Genomic DNA, 16275 nt, shown 5'->3' with positions numbered 1-16275 from the left:
ACCCGCGTGGTCGTCCGCCGCGCGTTCCGTGTGGTTCCCCGCACCCCTTCAGCTTTCCCCACTCACCCCCCGCAGAGGCGAGGTTCTGTCATGTTCGCGTCTCCCAGCCGGCGTGCCGTTCTTGCAGGAGCGGCGGCCGTCGCCGCTGTCGCCGGTGTTCCCGTCCTCACCGGCCGGGCGTCGGCCGCCGGGTCCTCCGCCTACCGGTGGCGCAACGTCGTCATCGGCGGCACCGGGTTCATCACCGGCGTGCTCTTCCACCCCTCCGTGCGCGGGCTCGCCTACGCCCGGACCGACATCGGCGGCGCCTACCGCTGGGACGACCGGGCCGGCCGCTGGATCCCGCTGCTCGACCACATCGGCTGGGACGACTGGAACCTGCTCGGCGTCGAGGCGATGGCGGTCGACCCCGCCCACCCGGACCGGCTCTACCTGGCCTGCGGCACCTACGCCCAGGCGTGGGCGGGCGACGGCGCGGTGCTGCGCTCGGAGGACCGCGGGGCCACCTGGCTGCGCACCGACCTCACCGTGAAGCTCGGCGCCAACGAGGACGGCCGGGGCACCGGCGAGCGGCTGCTCGTCGACCCGCGCGACAGCGACACCCTGTGGCTGGGCACCCGGCACGACGGACTGCTCAGATCGGCCGACCGGGGCGCCACCTGGGCCCCGGTGAGCGGATTCCCGGCCACCGCCTCCGCCACCGGCCAGGGCGTCACGCTCCTGGTCGCCGCCGGACGCACCGTCTACGCCGGCTGGGGCGACGGCGACGACGCGCACCTGTTCCGCACCCTCGACGGCACCACCTGGGAGGCGGTCCCCGGTCAGCCGTCCGGCCCCTCCGCGCGGGTACCGATCCGCGCCGCGTACGACCGGCACACCCGCGAGCTGTACGTCACCTACGCCGACGCGCCCGGCCCCAACGGCCAGTCGGACGGCAGCGTGCACCGACTGCGCACCGGCAGCGGCGAGTGGACCGACGTCACCCCGGCGCGGCCGGACGGGGCGGGCGACACCTTCGGGTACGGCGGTGTCGCCGTCGACGCCCGCCGCCCCGGCACCGTCGTGGTCTCCACCAACAACCGCTGGGCGGCGGTCGACACGCTGTACCGGTCCACCGACGGCGGCCGCACCTGGCGCTCGCTGAAGGACACCGCCGTGCTCGACGTGACCGAGACGCCGTACCTCGCCTGGGGCGAGGACGCGCCCAAGTTCGGCTGGTGGATCCAGGCCCTCGCCCTCGACCCGTACGACTCCGGGCACCTCGTGTACGGCACCGGCGCCACCCTCTACGGCACCCGGGACCTGCGGCACTGGGCGCCGCAGGTCCGCGGTCTTGAGGAGGCGTCGGTGACCCAGCTGATCTCACCCCCGGCCGGAAGGGCGCACCTGATCAGCGGGTCGCGGGACATCGGCGTGATGTACCACGAGCGGCTCACCGCGTCCCCTGCCGGCGGCATGGCGACGAACCCCGTGTCCGGTTCGGCCACGGGACTCGCGCAGGCGGCGCGCAGACCGGCGTACATCGTCCGGGCGGGCTGGGGCGAGCACGGCAACGGCGCGTACTCGACCGACGGCGGACGCACCTGGGCGCCCTTCGCCGCCCAGCCCGCCCTCGCCAAGGACGCCCCGGGGCCGATCGCCGTCGGCGCCGACGGCGGCGTGCTGCTGTGGTCCTTCGTGCACTGGGACGGCACCCGCCACCCGGCCCACCGGTCGGCCGACAACGGCACCACCTGGTCCGAGGTCCCCTCCTTCCCCAAGGGCGCCACACCGGTCGCCGACCCGGTCGACCCGGCGCTCTTCTACGCGTACGACACCGGCACGGGAACCCTCCTCGCCAGCACGGACGGCGGCCGCTCCTTCACCGCCCGGGCGACCGGACTGCCCTCCGGCGACAGCCAGTTCGAGTTGGTCGCGGCGCCCGGCCGCACCGGCGACCTGTGGCTGAGCACCAAGGGGAACGGGCTGTACCGCTCCACCGACGGCGGTGTCACCTTCACCGGGGTGGACAGCTGCCGCGCCGCCCACACCCTCGGCTTCGGCAGGGCCGCCGACGGCGCCGCCTACCCCGCGGTCTACCTGGTCGGCTCGACGGGCACGGTCACCGCCGTGTACCGCTCCGACGACGAGGCGCGGACCTGGGTCCGGATCAACGACGACGCCCACCAGTGGGGCTGGACCGGCGAGACCATCACCGGCGACCCCCGCGTGTACGGCCGGGTCTACCTCGCCACCAACGGGCGCGGCATCCAGTACGGGGAGCCCGTCTGATGCCGGACCTGAGCGACGCCACCCGCGGCCGCATCCTCTACGGCGGCGACTACAACCCCGAGCAGTGGCCAGAGGAGACCTGGCACGAGGACGTCCGCCTGATGAAGGAGGCCGGCGTCAACTCCGTCACCCTCGGCGTCTTCTCCTGGTCGAAGCTCGAACCCCAACCCGGGGAACGGGACTTCGGCTGGCTGGACCGGCTGATGGACCTGATGCACGGCAACGGCGTCGGCGTCGTCCTCGCCACCCCGACCGCGTCCCCGCCGCCCTGGATGGGCCACCTCCACCCCGACACCCTGCCCCGCGACGCGGACGGCCGGACCGAGTGGTGGGGCGGCCGGCAGCACTTCTCGCACTCCAGCGCCACCTACCGCCGGTACGCCGCCGCCGTCACCGAGGACCTCGCCGCCCGCTACGGCACTCACCCGGCCCTCACGATGTGGCACATCAACAACGAGTACTGCACCTACGACTGGGGCGACGAGGCCGCCGCCCGCTTCCGCGCCTGGCTGCGCCACCGCTACGGCACCCTCGACGCCCTCAACACCGCCTGGGGCACCGCCTTCTGGAGCCAGGGCTACGGCGACTGGGCGGAGGTGCTGCCGCCCCGCCACGCCCACTACCTGAGGAACCCCGCACAGGTGCTGGACTTCAAGCGCTTCACCTCCGACATGCTCCTGGAGTGCTACACCGCCGAACGCGACATCGTCCGCCGGCACTCCCCGCACCTGCCGGTCACCACCAACTTCATGCCGCTGTGGGCGGGCCAGGACGCCTGGCGCTGGGCCGAGGAGGAGGACGTCGTCTCCGTCGACCTGTACCCGGACCCGCGCGACCCCCTCGGCGCGCAGCACGGCGCCCTGGTCCAGGACATGACCCGCTCCCAGGCGCGCGGCCCGTGGATGCTCATGGAGCAGGCGGCCGGACCGGTCAACTGGCGCGGGGTGAACCACCCCAAGCCGCGCGGCCTGAACCGCCTGTGGTCCCTCCAGGCCGTGGCCCGCGGCGCGGACGCCGTCTGCTACTTCCAGTGGCGCCAGTCCCGGCAGGGCGCGGAGAAGTTCCACTCCGGGATGGTCTCCCACGCGGGGGAGCAGGGGCGTACGTACCAGGAGGTCAGGCAACTCGGCGCGGACCTGGCCCGGCTGTCCCCGCACACCGCGGGCACCCCCCTGCACGCCGAGGTCGCCGTGCTGCACGACTGGCACTCCTGGTGGGCCGGCGACCAGGAGGCCCGTCCCTCGCGCGAGGTCGACTACCCGGCGGTGCTGAGCGCCTGGCACCGCGCGCTCTGGCAGGCCCACCTCACCACCGACTTCGCCCACCCCGAACACGACCTGTCCGCCTACCGCATGGTCGTCGTCCCGCAGCTGTACCTCCTCACCGACCGGGCCGTCGACAACCTGCTGGCGTACGTGCGCGGCGGCGGCACCCTGGTCTGCGGCTTCCTGACCGGCATCGCCGACGGGGACGACCGGGTGCGGCCCGGCGGCATGGACGCCCGGCTGCGCGACCTCTTCGGCATCCGCACCCTGCACGAGTGGTGGCCGCTGGAGGCGGGGGAGACCGTCGCGTACGAGGGCGGCCCGCGCGGCACCCTGTGGTCGGAGGAACTCGAACCGGACGGCACCGCCGACGCGACCTTCCCCTACCGGGGCGGGGAACTCGACGGACTGCCCGCCGTGCTGCGCAAGGGCCGCGCCTGGTACGTCTCCACGCTCCCCGAACCGCGGGCGCTGCGCGCCCTGCTGGCCGGCGCCGCCGCCGGCGCAGGGGTCCGGCCGGTGCTCGACGGGCTCCCGGACGGTGTGGAGGCGGTGCGCCGGGGCGAGCTGCTGTTCCTGCTCAACCACGGCCGTGAGCCGGTCACCGTCACGCTTCCGGGCACCCACCGCGACCTGCTGACGGACACGACCACGACCGGCCGGGTCACCCTCGGCCGCTACGGAGCGGCGGTGCTGACGCCATGACCTCCGCACCCGTCCACGGCACCTGGGAGCCCCGGCCCGCCGCCCGCTGGGAGGACGCCTTCCTGAGCGGCAACGGACACCACGGCGCCCTCGTGTTCGGTGATCCGGACGACGAACGGACCGTCGTCACCCATCACACGCTCGTCCGCCCGGGCGGCGACGACGCGTACCGGTTGCCGCCCCGGCTGGCCGACCGGCTGCCCGGCCTCCAGGACCGGCTGCTGTCCGGCGACCTCACGGCCGCCGAGGACTTCACCGACGGCCGCCCGTTGCAGTGGGTGCGCCCCTTCCACCCGGCCTTCCAGGTGCGCCTGCGCCGCCCGGACACCGACGGGGACCGGCACGGATACCGCCGCACCCTCGACTTCGCCACCGGCGTCGCTCAGGCCGCCGTCACCGGCTGGACCAGCCGGGTCTTCGTCTCCCGTGCCGACGACGTGATCGTCCAGTACGTCACCGGCCCGGCGCTCACCCTCGACCTCACCCTGGACCACCGGCTCCCCGGCGCCCCCACCGGCCTGGGCGTCGGCCACGGTGCCGTCCTCACCCCGGAGGGCGCGCTGCTGAGCCTGCGCGCCCGCTACCCGGACAGCGACCTCGCCTACACCGGTGTCACCCTGGCCGCCGTCACCGGCGGCCGCACACGGCTCGCCCCGCCGGGGGTGCGTGTCGAGGGCGCCCGGTCGGTGCTGCTGCTCACCCGGGTGCGACGGCACACCGGCGACGCGGACGTGGCCGCCGAGGGCCGCGCCCTGCGGGAACTGCTCCACACGGCATCCGACGGCGTCCCGCACGGGCCGCGGCACCCGTACGACGACCTCCTCGGCCGCCATCTGCCCCGGCACCGCACCGCCTACGAGCGCGTCACCCTCGACCTCGCCGCCGACCCGGACGAACGGGCCCTGCCGGGCTCGGAGCTGCTCACCCGGCCGCGCAGCGCCGCCCTGCTGGAACGGCTCTTCGCGGCCGGCCGCTACCACCTGCTGTCGTCCAGCGGCCTGTGCCCGCCCCGCCTCACCGGACTGTGGACCGGCGACTGGGACACCGCCTGGGCCGGCGCCTTCACCCACGACGCCAACCTCAACCTCCAGACCGCCTCCGCCGCGGCCGCGGCCCTCCCCGAGGTCACCGAGGCACTGGCCGCCCTGATCCGGCGCCAGCTGCCCGACTGGCGGGACAACGCCCGCGCGGTCTTCGGCACCCGGGGCGTGGTCGCGCCCGCCCACAGCGACGGCGAGTCGGGGCACTCGTACCACTTCAGCCGCGAGTACCCCCTGCACCTGTGGACCGCCGGCGCCGACTGGCTGCTCAAACCCCTCGTCGACCACGACGAGACCTACGGCGGACGCGACCCGCACACCGCCGCAGCGCTCGCCGAAGCCGCCCTGTTCTACGAGGACTTCCTCACCCGGACCGACGCCCGGGGGCGGCCGGTCGTGGTCCCCTCCTACTCGCCCGAGAACCGGCCGGCGAACGCGAGCTGGGGCGCGCTCAACGCGGCCATGGACCTCTCCGCCGCCCGGCACGCCCTGCTCACCGCCGCCGCCTACCACCCCGGGGACGCCGACCGCCGGCGGGCACTCGCCGACCGCCTCCCGCCCCACCGCACCAACGCCGACGGTGCCCTCGCCGAATGGGCCTGGCCGGGCCTGGAGGACTCCTACGACCACCGCCACCTCAGCCACCTCTACGGCGTCTGGCCGCTGGAGGAGATCACCCCCTACGACACCCCGGACCTGGCCGCGGCCGCCCACCGCGCCCTGGAACTGCGCGGCGCCGAGAACGACTCCGCGCACGGCCATCTCCACCACGCGCTGATCGCGGCCCGGCTCCGGGACGGCGAGCGGGTCGCCCACGCGCTCGGCCAGGTCCTCGACGGCGACTTCTTCCACGCCTCCCTGATGAGCGCGCACTACCCGCGCCGCGACGTCTACAACGCCGACGCCGCGCACACCCTGCCCGCCGTGCTGATCGAGGCGCTCGTGCAGTCCACACCGGGCCGGCTGGCCCTGCTGCCCGCCCCGCTCGCCGCGTACCCGAGCGGACGGCTCACCGGTGTCCGCACCCGCTTCGGCGCCGCACTCGACCTCACCTGGTCCCCGGACGGCGCCACCGCCGTCCTCCACCCGACCCGCACCTGCCGCATCGACCTGTGGACTTCCGCCGGCGCCGAGCCGCTCGACCTGGCCGCCGGAGAAGACCGCGTCCTCTCCCTGAAGGCGCGGTGACCGACGCCATTCCCCCCACCCATGGAAGGAACGCCATGGCACCAAGCACCCTGAGCGGGATCACCAAGGTCCTGCTGGCGCCGGCCCTCGCGCTCGGCGCGACGGTCGGCCTCGCCTCCGCCCCCGCCCACGCCGCCGTCTGGAACTCCTGCGAGCAGTGGGGCAACACCAGCCTCAACGGCTACACGCTCTACAACAACATCTGGGGTTCCGGCGCGGGCGCCCAGTGCGTCTGGGCCAACTCCGGCACCAACTGGGGCGTGTGGGCCGACCACCCCGACACCGGCGGCATCAAGTCCTACCCGAACGCCAAGAAGGTGATCAACAAGCCGATCACCTCCATCGGTTCGCTCACCAGCAGCTACAACGTCACCGTCCCGTCCTCGGGCGCGTACAACACCTCGTACGACATCTGGGACACGGACTACGACTACGAGATCATGCTCTGGGTCAACCACAACGGCGCGGTGGGCCCGCTCGGCACCGCCCAGGGCACGGTGAGCCTCGGCGGCCACACCTGGAACGTCTACAAGGGCAACAACGGCGCCAACGAGGTCTTCTCGTTCCTGCGCACCTCGGACTCGAACTCCGGCACCGTCGACATCCTCCCGGTCCTGAAGTGGATCAAGGACACCAAGCGCTGGATGGGCAACGAGACCATCGGTGACGTGCAGTTCGGCTACGAGATCACCTCGTCGTCCGGCGGCCTGGACTTCCGCACTAACAACCTGACCGTCTCGGGCGGCTAGGCGAGGGCGCCGTCGTGCCGCCCGCGCCGCTCCCGCTTCCCGGGGGCCGGTGCGGGCGGTCCGTCACCTGGGGGAGGCAGCGGTCAGGGCGCGGCCGGTGCCGGGCCCGAACTGGCGCGGACCGTCAGCTCGGGAGCGAGCAGGACGACCTCGTCGCCGCCCCGCCCGTCGAGCTTGGCGACCAGCTGTTCCACGGCCCGCCGGCCCATTTCCTGCGCGGGGATGGAGACCGAGGTCAGCCGCACCGAGGCCTGCACGGCGACCTGCTCCGGGCAGATCGCGACCACCGAGACGTCCTCGGGAACGGCCCGTCCCCGCTGCCGCAGCAGGGCGAGCAGCGGTTCGAGCGCCGACTCGTTCTGCACGACGAAGCCCGTGGTGCCGGGGCGTTCGTCGAGGATCCGGGCGAGGGTCACCGCCATCGCGTCGTACCCGCCCTCGCACGGCCGGTGCAGCAGCCGCATCCCCAGCTCCCGGGCACGGGCGCGCACTCCGTCGAGGGTGCGTTCGGCGAAGCCGGTGTGCCGCTCGTAGACGGCCGGCGCCTCGCCGATGACGGCGATGTCGTGGTGGCCCCGCTGCGCGAGATGGTCGACGCACAGCGCGCCGGTGGCCTTGAAGTCGAGGTCGACGCAGGTCAGGCCGGAGGTGTCGGCGGGCAGTCCGATCAGCACCGCCGGCTGATCGGTCTCCCGCAGCAGCGGCAGCCGCTCGTCGTCGAGTTCGACGTCCATCAGGATCATGCCGTCGGCGAGTCCGCTGCCGGCGACGCGGCGCACCGCGTCGGGGCCCTCCTCGCCGGTGAGCAGCAGCACGTCGTACCCGTGGGTGCGGGCCGTGGTGGCGACCGCGATGGCGATCTCCATCATCACCGGCACGTAGATGTCCCGGCGCAGCGGGACCATCAGCGCGATGATGTTGGACCTGCTGCTGGCCAGGGCGCGGGCCCCGGCGTTCGGGTGGTAGCCGAGCTCGCGGATGCTCCGCTCGACCCGCTGGCGGGTGTTCACGGAGATGGACCGCTTGCCGCTGAGGACATAGCTCACAGTGCTCGCCGAGACTCCGGCGTGCTGGGCGACCTCGGCGAGGGTGACCATCCGGCTCTCCCAGCTGTGTGAAGCGCTTCGACAAGATGCCCATTATATCAGGACGGGCGAGGATGATCCGACAGTATCCCCGGAGCCTGGCGGGTGTCCAGAGGCTGTCGAAGCGCTTCGACAGTCAGGGGGAACCAGCACCCGTGGGCAGACGCCGAGTGTGGCCCACCCGCGCGCCGGACGCGACCTCCCCTACTGGCGGCCGCCGTCAGGGTATGGGCCGAACGGCCGCACGAAGGGTGGTGGGTCCGCTCCGTATCAGGTACATACGATCGAGTAGCACCCTTCAGTGGCGAAAACCCCGGGATCATCCGAAACGATCACTCCGGGGGCCGTTTCTCCCCATACATCCCGATACGCGGCCAGGTGAGCCTCATGTCCGCAGTACCCGAGTCCCCGTCCCGGCCCGCCGTCACGGAACGCGAGGCCCGCCAGGTGGCCGAGGCCGCCCGGGAGCAGGACTGGCGCAAGCCCAGCTTCGCCAAGGAACTGTTCCTCGGCCGCTTCCGCCTCGACCTCGTCCACCCCCACCCGCTCCCCTCCGACGAGGAGGCCCAGCGGGGCGAGGAGTTCCTCGCCAAGCTCCGCGACTTCTGCGAGACGAAGATCGACGGAGCCCGCATCGAACGCGAGGCACGCATCCCCGACGAGGTGATCACCGGGCTCAAGGAGCTCGGCGCCCTCGGCATGAAGATCGACACCAAGTACGGCGGCCTCGGACTCACCCAGGTCTACTACAACAAGGCCCTCGCCCTGGTCGGCTCCGCCAACCCCGCCCTCGGCGCGCTCCTCTCCGCCCACCAGTCGATCGGCGTCCCGCAGCCGCTGAAGCTCTTCGGCACCCAGGAGCAGCGGGACACCTTCCTGCCGCGCTGCGCCCGCACCGACATCTCCGCCTTCCTGCTCACCGAGCCCGACGTCGGCTCCGACCCGGCACGGCTCGCCACCACGGCCGTACCGGACGGCGACCACTACGTCCTGGACGGCGTGAAGCTGTGGACCACCAACGGTGTGGTCGCCGACCTGCTCGTCGTCATGGCGCGCGTGCCGAGGTCCGAGGGCCACCGGGGCGGCATCACCGCGTTCGTGGTGGAGGCCGCCTCCGAGGGCGTCACCGTCGAGAACCGCAACGCCTTCATGGGCCTGCGCGGCCTGGAGAACGGCGTCACCCGCTTCCACCGGGTCCGCGTCCCCGCCGCCCACCGCATCGGCGAGGAGGGCCAGGGCCTGAAGATCGCGCTCACCACCCTCAACACCGGGCGGCTGTCCCTGCCCGCGATGTGCGTGGGCTCCGGCAAGTGGTGCCTGAAGATCGCCCGCGAGTGGTCGGCGGCCCGCGAGCAGTGGGGCAAGCCGGTGGCGCTGCACGAGGCCGTCGGGTCCAAGATCGCGTTCATCGCGGCGACCACCTTCGCCCTGGAGGCCGTGCTCGACCTGTCCTCCCAGATGGCCGACGAGGACCGCAACGACATCCGCATCGAGGCCGCCCTCGCCAAGCTGTACGGCTCGGAGATGGCCTGGCTGATGGCCGACGAACTGGTCCAGATCCGCGGCGGACGCGGCTTCGAGACCGCCGACTCCCTGCGGGCCCGCGGCGAACGCGCGGTCCCCGCCGAGCAGATCCTGCGCGACCTGCGGATCAACCGCATCTTCGAGGGCTCCACCGAGATCATGCACCTGCTGATCGCACGCGAGGCCGTCGACGCCCACCTCTCGGTCGCCGGCGACCTCATCGACCCCGACAAGTCGCTGACCGAGAAGGCGAGGGCGGGCGCGGGAGCCGGCGTCTTCTACGCCAAGTGGCTGCCCAAACTCGTCGCCGGGCCGGGGCAACTCCCCGGCTCCTACAGCGAGTTCAGGCACGGCATCGACCTGTCCCCGCACCTGCGGTACATCGAGCGCACCTCCCGCAAGCTGGCCCGCTCCACCTTCTACGCCATGTCCCGCTGGCAGCGCCGGATGGAGACCAAACAGGGCTTCCTGGGCCGGATCGTCGACATCGGCGCCGAACTGTTCGCGATGAGCGCCGCCTGCGTCCGCGCCGAACACCTGCGCAGCCGCGGCGAACACGGCCGCGAGGCCTACCAGCTCGCCGACGCCTTCTGCCGCCAGGCCCGCATCCGCGTCGACGAGCTCTTCGGCCGGCTGTGGGCCAACACCGACGACCTCGACCGCAAGGTCGTCAGGAACACCCTGGCCGGCGGCTACGCGTGGCTGGAGCAGGGCATCATCGACCCCTCCGACGACGGCCCCTGGATCGCGGACGCCTCCCCGGGCCCGAGCACCGGGGCCACCGTGCACCGCCCGATCCGCTGACCCGCACGGACCCCGAACGCCGCCCGGGGCCCGTGCCCGCCGGGCGGGAGTGCACCCGCCCGGGCCGACGGGGCGGCGCTCCCGCGGCGGCCGGGACCCGACACAATGGGTCCATGACCGACGCTCCAGCCCCCCTCGCCGATCCGCACCTGGTGTACGACCCCGTGGTGGGAGACGGCCCGAAGGACGTGGTGATCCTCGGCTCCACCGGGTCGATCGGCACCCAGGCCATCGACCTCGTGCTGCGCCACCCCGACCGCTTCCGGGTCACCGCCCTGTCCGCCAACGGCGGCCGGGTCGCCCTCCTCGCCGAGCAGGCCCGCCGGCTGAGGGTGCGCACGGTCGCCGTCGCCCGCGAGGACGTCGTACCGGCGCTGCGCGAGGCGCTGACCGCGCAGTACGGGGCGGGGGAGCCGCTGCCCGAGATCCTGGCCGGGAAGGACGCGGCCACCGACCTCGCCGCCTCCGACTGCCACACCGTCCTCAACGGCATCACCGGCTCCATCGGACTGGCCCCGACGCTCGCCGCCCTGGAGGCGGGCCGCACCCTCGCGCTCGCCAACAAGGAATCGCTGATCGTCGGCGGCCCGCTGGTCAAGGCGCTCGCCGAGCCCGGCCAGATCATCCCGGTCGACTCCGAGCACGCCGCCCTGTTCCAGGCGCTGGCCGCCGGCACCCGAGCCGATGTGAAGCGGCTCGTCGTCACCGCCTCCGGCGGCCCCTTCCGCGGCCGCACCAAGGAGCAGCTGGCCGACGTCAGCGTCGAGGACGCCCTCGCCCACCCCACCTGGGCCATGGGCCCGGTCATCACGATCAACTCCGCGACGCTCGTCAACAAGGGCCTGGAGGTCATCGAGGCGCACCTCCTCTACGACATTCCCTTCGACCGCATTGAGGTCGTCGTGCACCCGCAGTCGTATGTCCACTCGATGGTTGAGTTCACGGACGGATCGACACTGGCCCAGGCGACGCCCCCCGACATGCGCGGGCCCATCGCCATCGGCCTCGGCTGGCCCGAGAGGGTCCCCGACGCGGCCCCGGTCTTCGACTGGAGCAAGGCGTCCACCTGGGAGTTCTTCCCGCTCGACAACGAGGCGTTCCCCTTGGTGAACCTCGCCCGGCACGTCGGCGAGCTCGCGGGCACGGCCCCGGCGGTGTTCAATGCCGCGAACGAGGAGTGCGTCGAGGCGTTCCGCTCCGGCGCGCTGCCCTTCAACGGCATCATGGAGACCGTCACCCGGGTGGTCGAGGAGCACGGCACCCCGGCGACGGGAACCTCACTGACCGTGTCGGACGTCCTCGAAGCGGAGACCTGGGCACGGACCAGGGCCCGCGAACTGACAGTCCGGACGGCGAGCGCGGAGGCGCATGCATGACGACCCTGATGTTCATCCTCGGCATAGTCGTCTTCGCGGCAGGCCTGCTGTTCTCGATCGCCTGGCACGAGCTGGGCCACCTGTCCACCGCCAAGATGTTCGGCATCCGCGTGCCGCAGTACATGGTCGGCTTCGGTCCGACCCTGTGGTCCCGGCACAAGGGCGAGACCGAGTACGGCGTCAAGGCCATCCCGTTCGGCGGCTACATCCGCATGATCGGCATGTTCCCGCCCGGCCCCGACGGCCGCCTCGAGGCCCGCTCCACCTCGCCCTGGCGCGGCATGATCGAGGACGCCCGCTCGGCCGCGTTCGAGGAGCTCAGGCCCGGCGACGAGAAACGCCTGTTCTACACGCGCAAGCCGTGGAAACGGGTCGTCGTGATGTTCGCGGGCCCGTTCATGAACCTGATCCTCGCGGTCGTGCTGTTCCTCACCGTGCTGATGGGCTTCGGCGTCCAGCAGCAGACCACCACCGTCAGCTCGGTCTCGCCCTGCGTCATCTCGCAGAGCGAGAACCGCGACGAGTGCGAGAAGTCCGACCCCCGGTCCCCGGCCGCGGCCGCCGGCATGAAGGCGGGCGACAGGATCGTCGCCTTCGACGGTGTCCGCACCGACGACTGGGGCACCCTCTCCGACCTCATCCGCGACAGCGCCGGCCGGGCCGTGCCGATCGTCGTCGACCGCGACGGCCGGGAGGTGACCCTCCAGGCGAAGATCGCCACCAACCAGGTCGCCAAGAAGGACGCGAGCGGCGCCTACGTCGAGGGCGAGTACGTCAAGGCCGGCTTCCTCGGCTTCAGCGCCGCCAACGGCGTCGTCAAACAGGACCTCGGCGAGTCCGTGGTGTGGATGACCGACCGGGTCGGCGACGCCGTCGACTCCCTCGCCGCCCTGCCCTCCAAGATCCCCGCCCTGTGGGACGCGGCCTTCGGCGACGGCCCCCGCGAACCCGACTCCCCGATGGGCGTCGTCGGCGCCGCCCGGGTCGGCGGCGAGATCGCCACCCTCGACATCCCGGCGTCCCAGCAGCTCGCCATGTTCGTGATGCTGCTCGCCGGCTTCAACCTCTCCCTGTTCCTGTTCAACATGCTCCCGCTGCTGCCGCTCGACGGCGGGCACATCGCGGGCGCGCTGTGGGAGTCGCTGCGCCGCAACACCGCCAAAGTGCTGCGCCGGCCCGACCCGGGCCCGTTCGACGTGGCGAAACTGATGCCGGTGGCCTACGTGGTGGCCGGGATCTTCGTCTGCTTCACCCTCCTCGTCCTCATCGCCGACGTGGTGAACCCGGTGCGGATCTCGTAGCCCCCGCCGCCGACACCTTCCGTTCACGACGGCCTGGAACGCTTTCGTTCCGGGCCGTCGTCCTTTGGGCGGGTTTACCGGCGCGATGTGCTCGGGCGTGGGCCCTTGCCGTAATCTCGGAGCCCGGAGCCCGCTGCTCACGGGTGAGCCGGACCTTGATCCACGACTTGGGGTTGCACAGCAGATGACTGCGATTTCTCTCGGCATGCCGTCCATTCCGACCAAGCTCGCCGAGCGCCGCAAGAGCCGGCAGATCCAGGTCGGCTCCGTGGCGGTGGGCGGTGACGCGCCCGTGTCCGTGCAGTCCATGACGACGACGCGTACGTCCGACATCGGCGCCACCCTCCAGCAGATCGCGGAGCTGACGGCGTCCGGCTGCCAGATCGTCCGCGTGGCGTGTCCGACGCAGGACGACGCGGACGCGCTGGCGACGATCGCCCGCAAGTCGCAGATCCCGGTGATCGCGGACATCCACTTCCAGCCCAAGTACGTCTTCGCGGCGATCGAGGCGGGCTGCGCGGCGGTGCGGGTGAACCCGGGGAACATCAAGAAGTTCGACGACCAGGTCAAGGAGATCGCCCGGGCGGCCAATGACCACGGCACCCCGATCCGGATCGGCGTGAACGCGGGGTCGCTGGACCGGCGGCTGCTGCAGAAGTACGGCAAGGCGACGCCCGAGGCGCTGGTCGAGTCCGCCCTGTGGGAGGCGTCCCTCTTCGAGGAGCACGACTTCCGGGACATCAAGATCTCGGTGAAGCACAACGACCCGGTCGTGATGATCGAGGCGTACCGGCAGCTGGCCGAGCAGTGCGACTACCCGCTGCACCTGGGTGTGACCGAGGCGGGTCCGGCGTTCCAGGGCACGATCAAGTCGGCGGTGGCGTTCGGTGCGCTGCTCTCGCAGGGCATCGGGGACACGATCCGGGTGTCGCTGTCGGCGCCGCCGGCCGAGGAGGTCAAGGTCGGCATCCAGATCCTGGAGTCGCTGAACCTGAAGGAGCGCGGTCTGGAGATCGTGTCCTGCCCGTCCTGCGGGCGTGCGCAGGTGGACGTCTACAAGCTGGCCGAAGAGGTCACCGCCGGTCTGACCGGCATGGAGGTCCCGCTCCGTGTCGCCGTCATGGGCTGTGTCGTCAACGGTCCGGGTGAGGCCCGCGAGGCCGACCTGGGTGTCGCCTCCGGCAACGGCAAGGGGCAGATCTTCGTGAAGGGCGAGGTCATCAAGACCGTGCCCGAGTCCAGGATCGTGGAGACGCTGATCGAAGAGGCGATGAAGATCGCCGAGCAGATGGAGAAGGACGGCGTGGCCTCGGGCGAGCCGGAGATCTCCGTCGCGGGCTGAGGGACCGTCGAGGGCGCCGGCCGGGCCGAAGGCCCCCGGCGCCGCGGACGAGGCACCACGTCCCGGGCCGGAGCAGGGCGGCGCTGCCCGGCTTCCGCAGGTACAGTGCGGAAAACAGCAGACCCCAGTGTGTGAGGCCCCGCACGTGTTGACGCAGACCACATCCCGGGTCCTCGAACCGAGTGACCTGGACGCCGCCCTCGCCGTGCTCGACCGCGAGCCGGTCACGAACGCCTTCGTGACCGCCCGGGTGCAGATCGCCGGCCTGGACCCGTGGCGGCTCGGCGGCGAGATGTGGGGCTGGTACGAGGGGGGCGTCCTGACGTCCCTGTGCTACGCCGGCGCCAACCTGGTGCCCATCTGCGCCACCCCCCGGGCCGTCCGCGCCTTCGCCGACCGCGCCCGCCGCGCCGGCCGCCGCTGCTCCTCCATAGTCGGCCCCGCCGAGGCCACCTCGGCGCTCTGGCGACTGCTCGAACCCCAGTGGGGCCCGGCCCGCGAGGTCCGCACCCACCAGCCCCTCATGGTCACCGACCGCATGCCCGACACCGTCGCCCCGGACCCGTACGTGCGCCGCGTCCGCAAGGACGAGCTGGAGACGATCATGCCGGCGTGCGTGGCGATGTTCACCGAGGAGGTCGGCGTCTCCCCGCTGGCCGGCGACGGCGGCCTGCTCTACCAGGCCCGGGTCGCCGAACTCGTCGGCTCCGGCCGCTCCTTCGCCCGCTTCGACGCCGACGGCAAGGTCGTCTTCAAGGCCGAGATCGGTGCCACGACCGGCCGCGCCTGCCAGATCCAGGGCGTCTGGGTGGCTCCCGAACACCGGGGCAAGGGCGTCGCCGCCCCCGGCATGGCCGCCGTCCTGCGCTACGCCCTGACGGACATCGCCCCCGTGGTGAGCCTCTACGTCAACGACTTCAACACCCCCGCCCGCAGAACGTACGAGAGGGTGGGCTTCCAGGAGGTCGGCGCCTTCATGAGCGTCCTCTTCTGACCGGGCGAGCCCTGTAGTCTCCCCCGCATGCTGCGCTTTCCGGGTCACGGCCGTCACCACCCCGACGACATCGTGATCGGCCCACTCGACCTCCCCGGCCACGTCGACGAGGCGCTGGCGGTACAGGCGGTGGCGTTCGGGCTCGGCCCCGACGAGGTGGCCGTGCGCCGGCAGATCGTGCTGCGCCACATGACCTTCCCCGGCGCCCGTGCCTTCGGCGCCACCACCCGGGGCCGGCTCGTCGGCTTCGTCTACGGCATGCCCAACGACCGCACCCACTGGTGGTCCACCGTCGTGGAGCCCTATCTGCGCGCCGGGGGCCACGAGGACTGGCTCGACGACTCCTTCGTCATCACCGAGCTGCACGTCCACCCCCGGCACCAGAAGCACGGCATCGGCCGCGCCCTGATCACCACCATCACCGACGGCGCCGACCAGCCCCGCTCGATCCTCTCCGCGATCGACATCGAGAGCCCCGCCCGCCGCCTGTACCGCTCGCTCGGCTACCAGGACCTCGCCCGCCAGGTCCATTTCCCCAGCGCCTCCAGGCCCTACGCCGTCATGGGCGCCCCCCTGCCGCTCCTGCGCCCATAACCGATTTCCACCGCCCCGGGCCGCCCGGCTAACCTCC

11 protein-coding genes are annotated in these 16275 nt (G+C 72.4%); 10 read left to right on the top strand and 1 reads right to left on the bottom strand.

The features are described from left to right. The first annotated feature begins 90 nt into the window (after window positions 1-90). The 4 genes from FHX78_RS09205 to FHX78_RS09190 are packed head-to-tail and all read left to right on the top strand — an operon-like array spanning window position 91 to window position 7218. Window positions 91-2271, top strand: a complete 2181-nt coding sequence (locus FHX78_RS09205; protein WP_145866966.1) for a sialidase family protein — start codon at window positions 91-93, stop codon at window positions 2269-2271. Further along, window positions 2271-4241: a beta-galactosidase gene (locus FHX78_RS09200; RefSeq protein WP_145866965.1), complete on the top strand. Its 1971-nt coding sequence runs from the start codon at window positions 2271-2273 to the stop codon at window positions 4239-4241. Before FHX78_RS09205 ends, FHX78_RS09200 begins: the two co-directional genes overlap by 1 nt. Next, window positions 4238-6469, top strand: coding sequence for a glycosyl hydrolase family 95 catalytic domain-containing protein (locus tag FHX78_RS09195; protein ID WP_145866964.1), 2232 nt, complete (start codon window positions 4238-4240; stop codon window positions 6467-6469). Before FHX78_RS09200 ends, FHX78_RS09195 begins: the two co-directional genes overlap by 4 nt. Window positions 6470-6504: 35 nt before the next feature. Continuing rightward, window positions 6505-7218, top strand: coding sequence for a glycoside hydrolase family 12 protein (locus tag FHX78_RS09190; protein ID WP_145866963.1), 714 nt, complete (start codon window positions 6505-6507; stop codon window positions 7216-7218). Between the two features lie 83 nt (window positions 7219-7301). On the opposite strand, the gene FHX78_RS09185 is transcribed toward FHX78_RS09190, so the two are convergent. After that, complete coding sequence (locus tag FHX78_RS09185; RefSeq protein ID WP_145866962.1) at window positions 7302-8315, bottom strand: LacI family DNA-binding transcriptional regulator; 1014 nt, start codon at window positions 8313-8315, stop codon at window positions 7302-7304. A 375-nt stretch (window positions 8316-8690) separates the two neighbouring features. On the opposite strand from FHX78_RS09185, the gene FHX78_RS09180 reads away from it, so the two are divergent. From FHX78_RS09180 to FHX78_RS09155, 6 genes are all read left to right on the top strand, one after another. Then, window positions 8691-10631: an acyl-CoA dehydrogenase family protein gene (locus FHX78_RS09180; RefSeq protein WP_145866961.1), complete on the top strand. Its 1941-nt coding sequence runs from the start codon at window positions 8691-8693 to the stop codon at window positions 10629-10631. 113 nt (window positions 10632-10744) lie between these two features. Beyond that, window positions 10745-12007 carry a 1-deoxy-D-xylulose-5-phosphate reductoisomerase gene (gene dxr / locus FHX78_RS09175; RefSeq protein ID WP_145866960.1) on the top strand — a complete coding sequence of 421 codons (1263 nt, stop codon included), beginning with the start codon at window positions 10745-10747 and terminating at the stop codon, window positions 12005-12007. An 8-nt stretch (window positions 12008-12015) separates the two neighbouring features. Then, a complete protein-coding gene (locus FHX78_RS09170; RefSeq protein WP_189908742.1) occupies window positions 12016-13308 on the top strand; it encodes a M50 family metallopeptidase in 1293 nt (430 codons plus the stop codon). Window positions 13309-13492: 184 nt separating this feature from the next. After that, window positions 13493-14650, top strand: coding sequence for a flavodoxin-dependent (E)-4-hydroxy-3-methylbut-2-enyl-diphosphate synthase (ispG, locus tag FHX78_RS09165; protein ID WP_145866958.1), 1158 nt, complete (start codon window positions 13493-13495; stop codon window positions 14648-14650). A gap of 145 nt (window positions 14651-14795) precedes the next feature. Beyond that, on the top strand, window positions 14796-15644 hold the full coding sequence (locus FHX78_RS09160) for a GNAT family N-acetyltransferase (protein WP_145866957.1): 849 nt from the start codon (window positions 14796-14798) through the stop codon (window positions 15642-15644). A 27-nt stretch (window positions 15645-15671) separates the two neighbouring features. Further along, the gene (locus FHX78_RS09155) at window positions 15672-16238 is read left to right on the top strand and encodes a GNAT family N-acetyltransferase (RefSeq protein WP_145866956.1); all 567 of its coding nucleotides are present in this window, start codon (window positions 15672-15674) and stop codon (window positions 16236-16238) included. Window positions 16239-16275: the final 37 nt, after the last annotated feature.

Origin of the sequence: Streptomyces capillispiralis, assembly GCF_007829875.1 — a bacterium.
Classification (GTDB): domain Bacteria; phylum Actinomycetota; class Actinomycetes; order Streptomycetales; family Streptomycetaceae; genus Streptomyces; species Streptomyces capillispiralis.
This window is presented reverse-complemented; position numbering and strand designations above follow the sequence as displayed.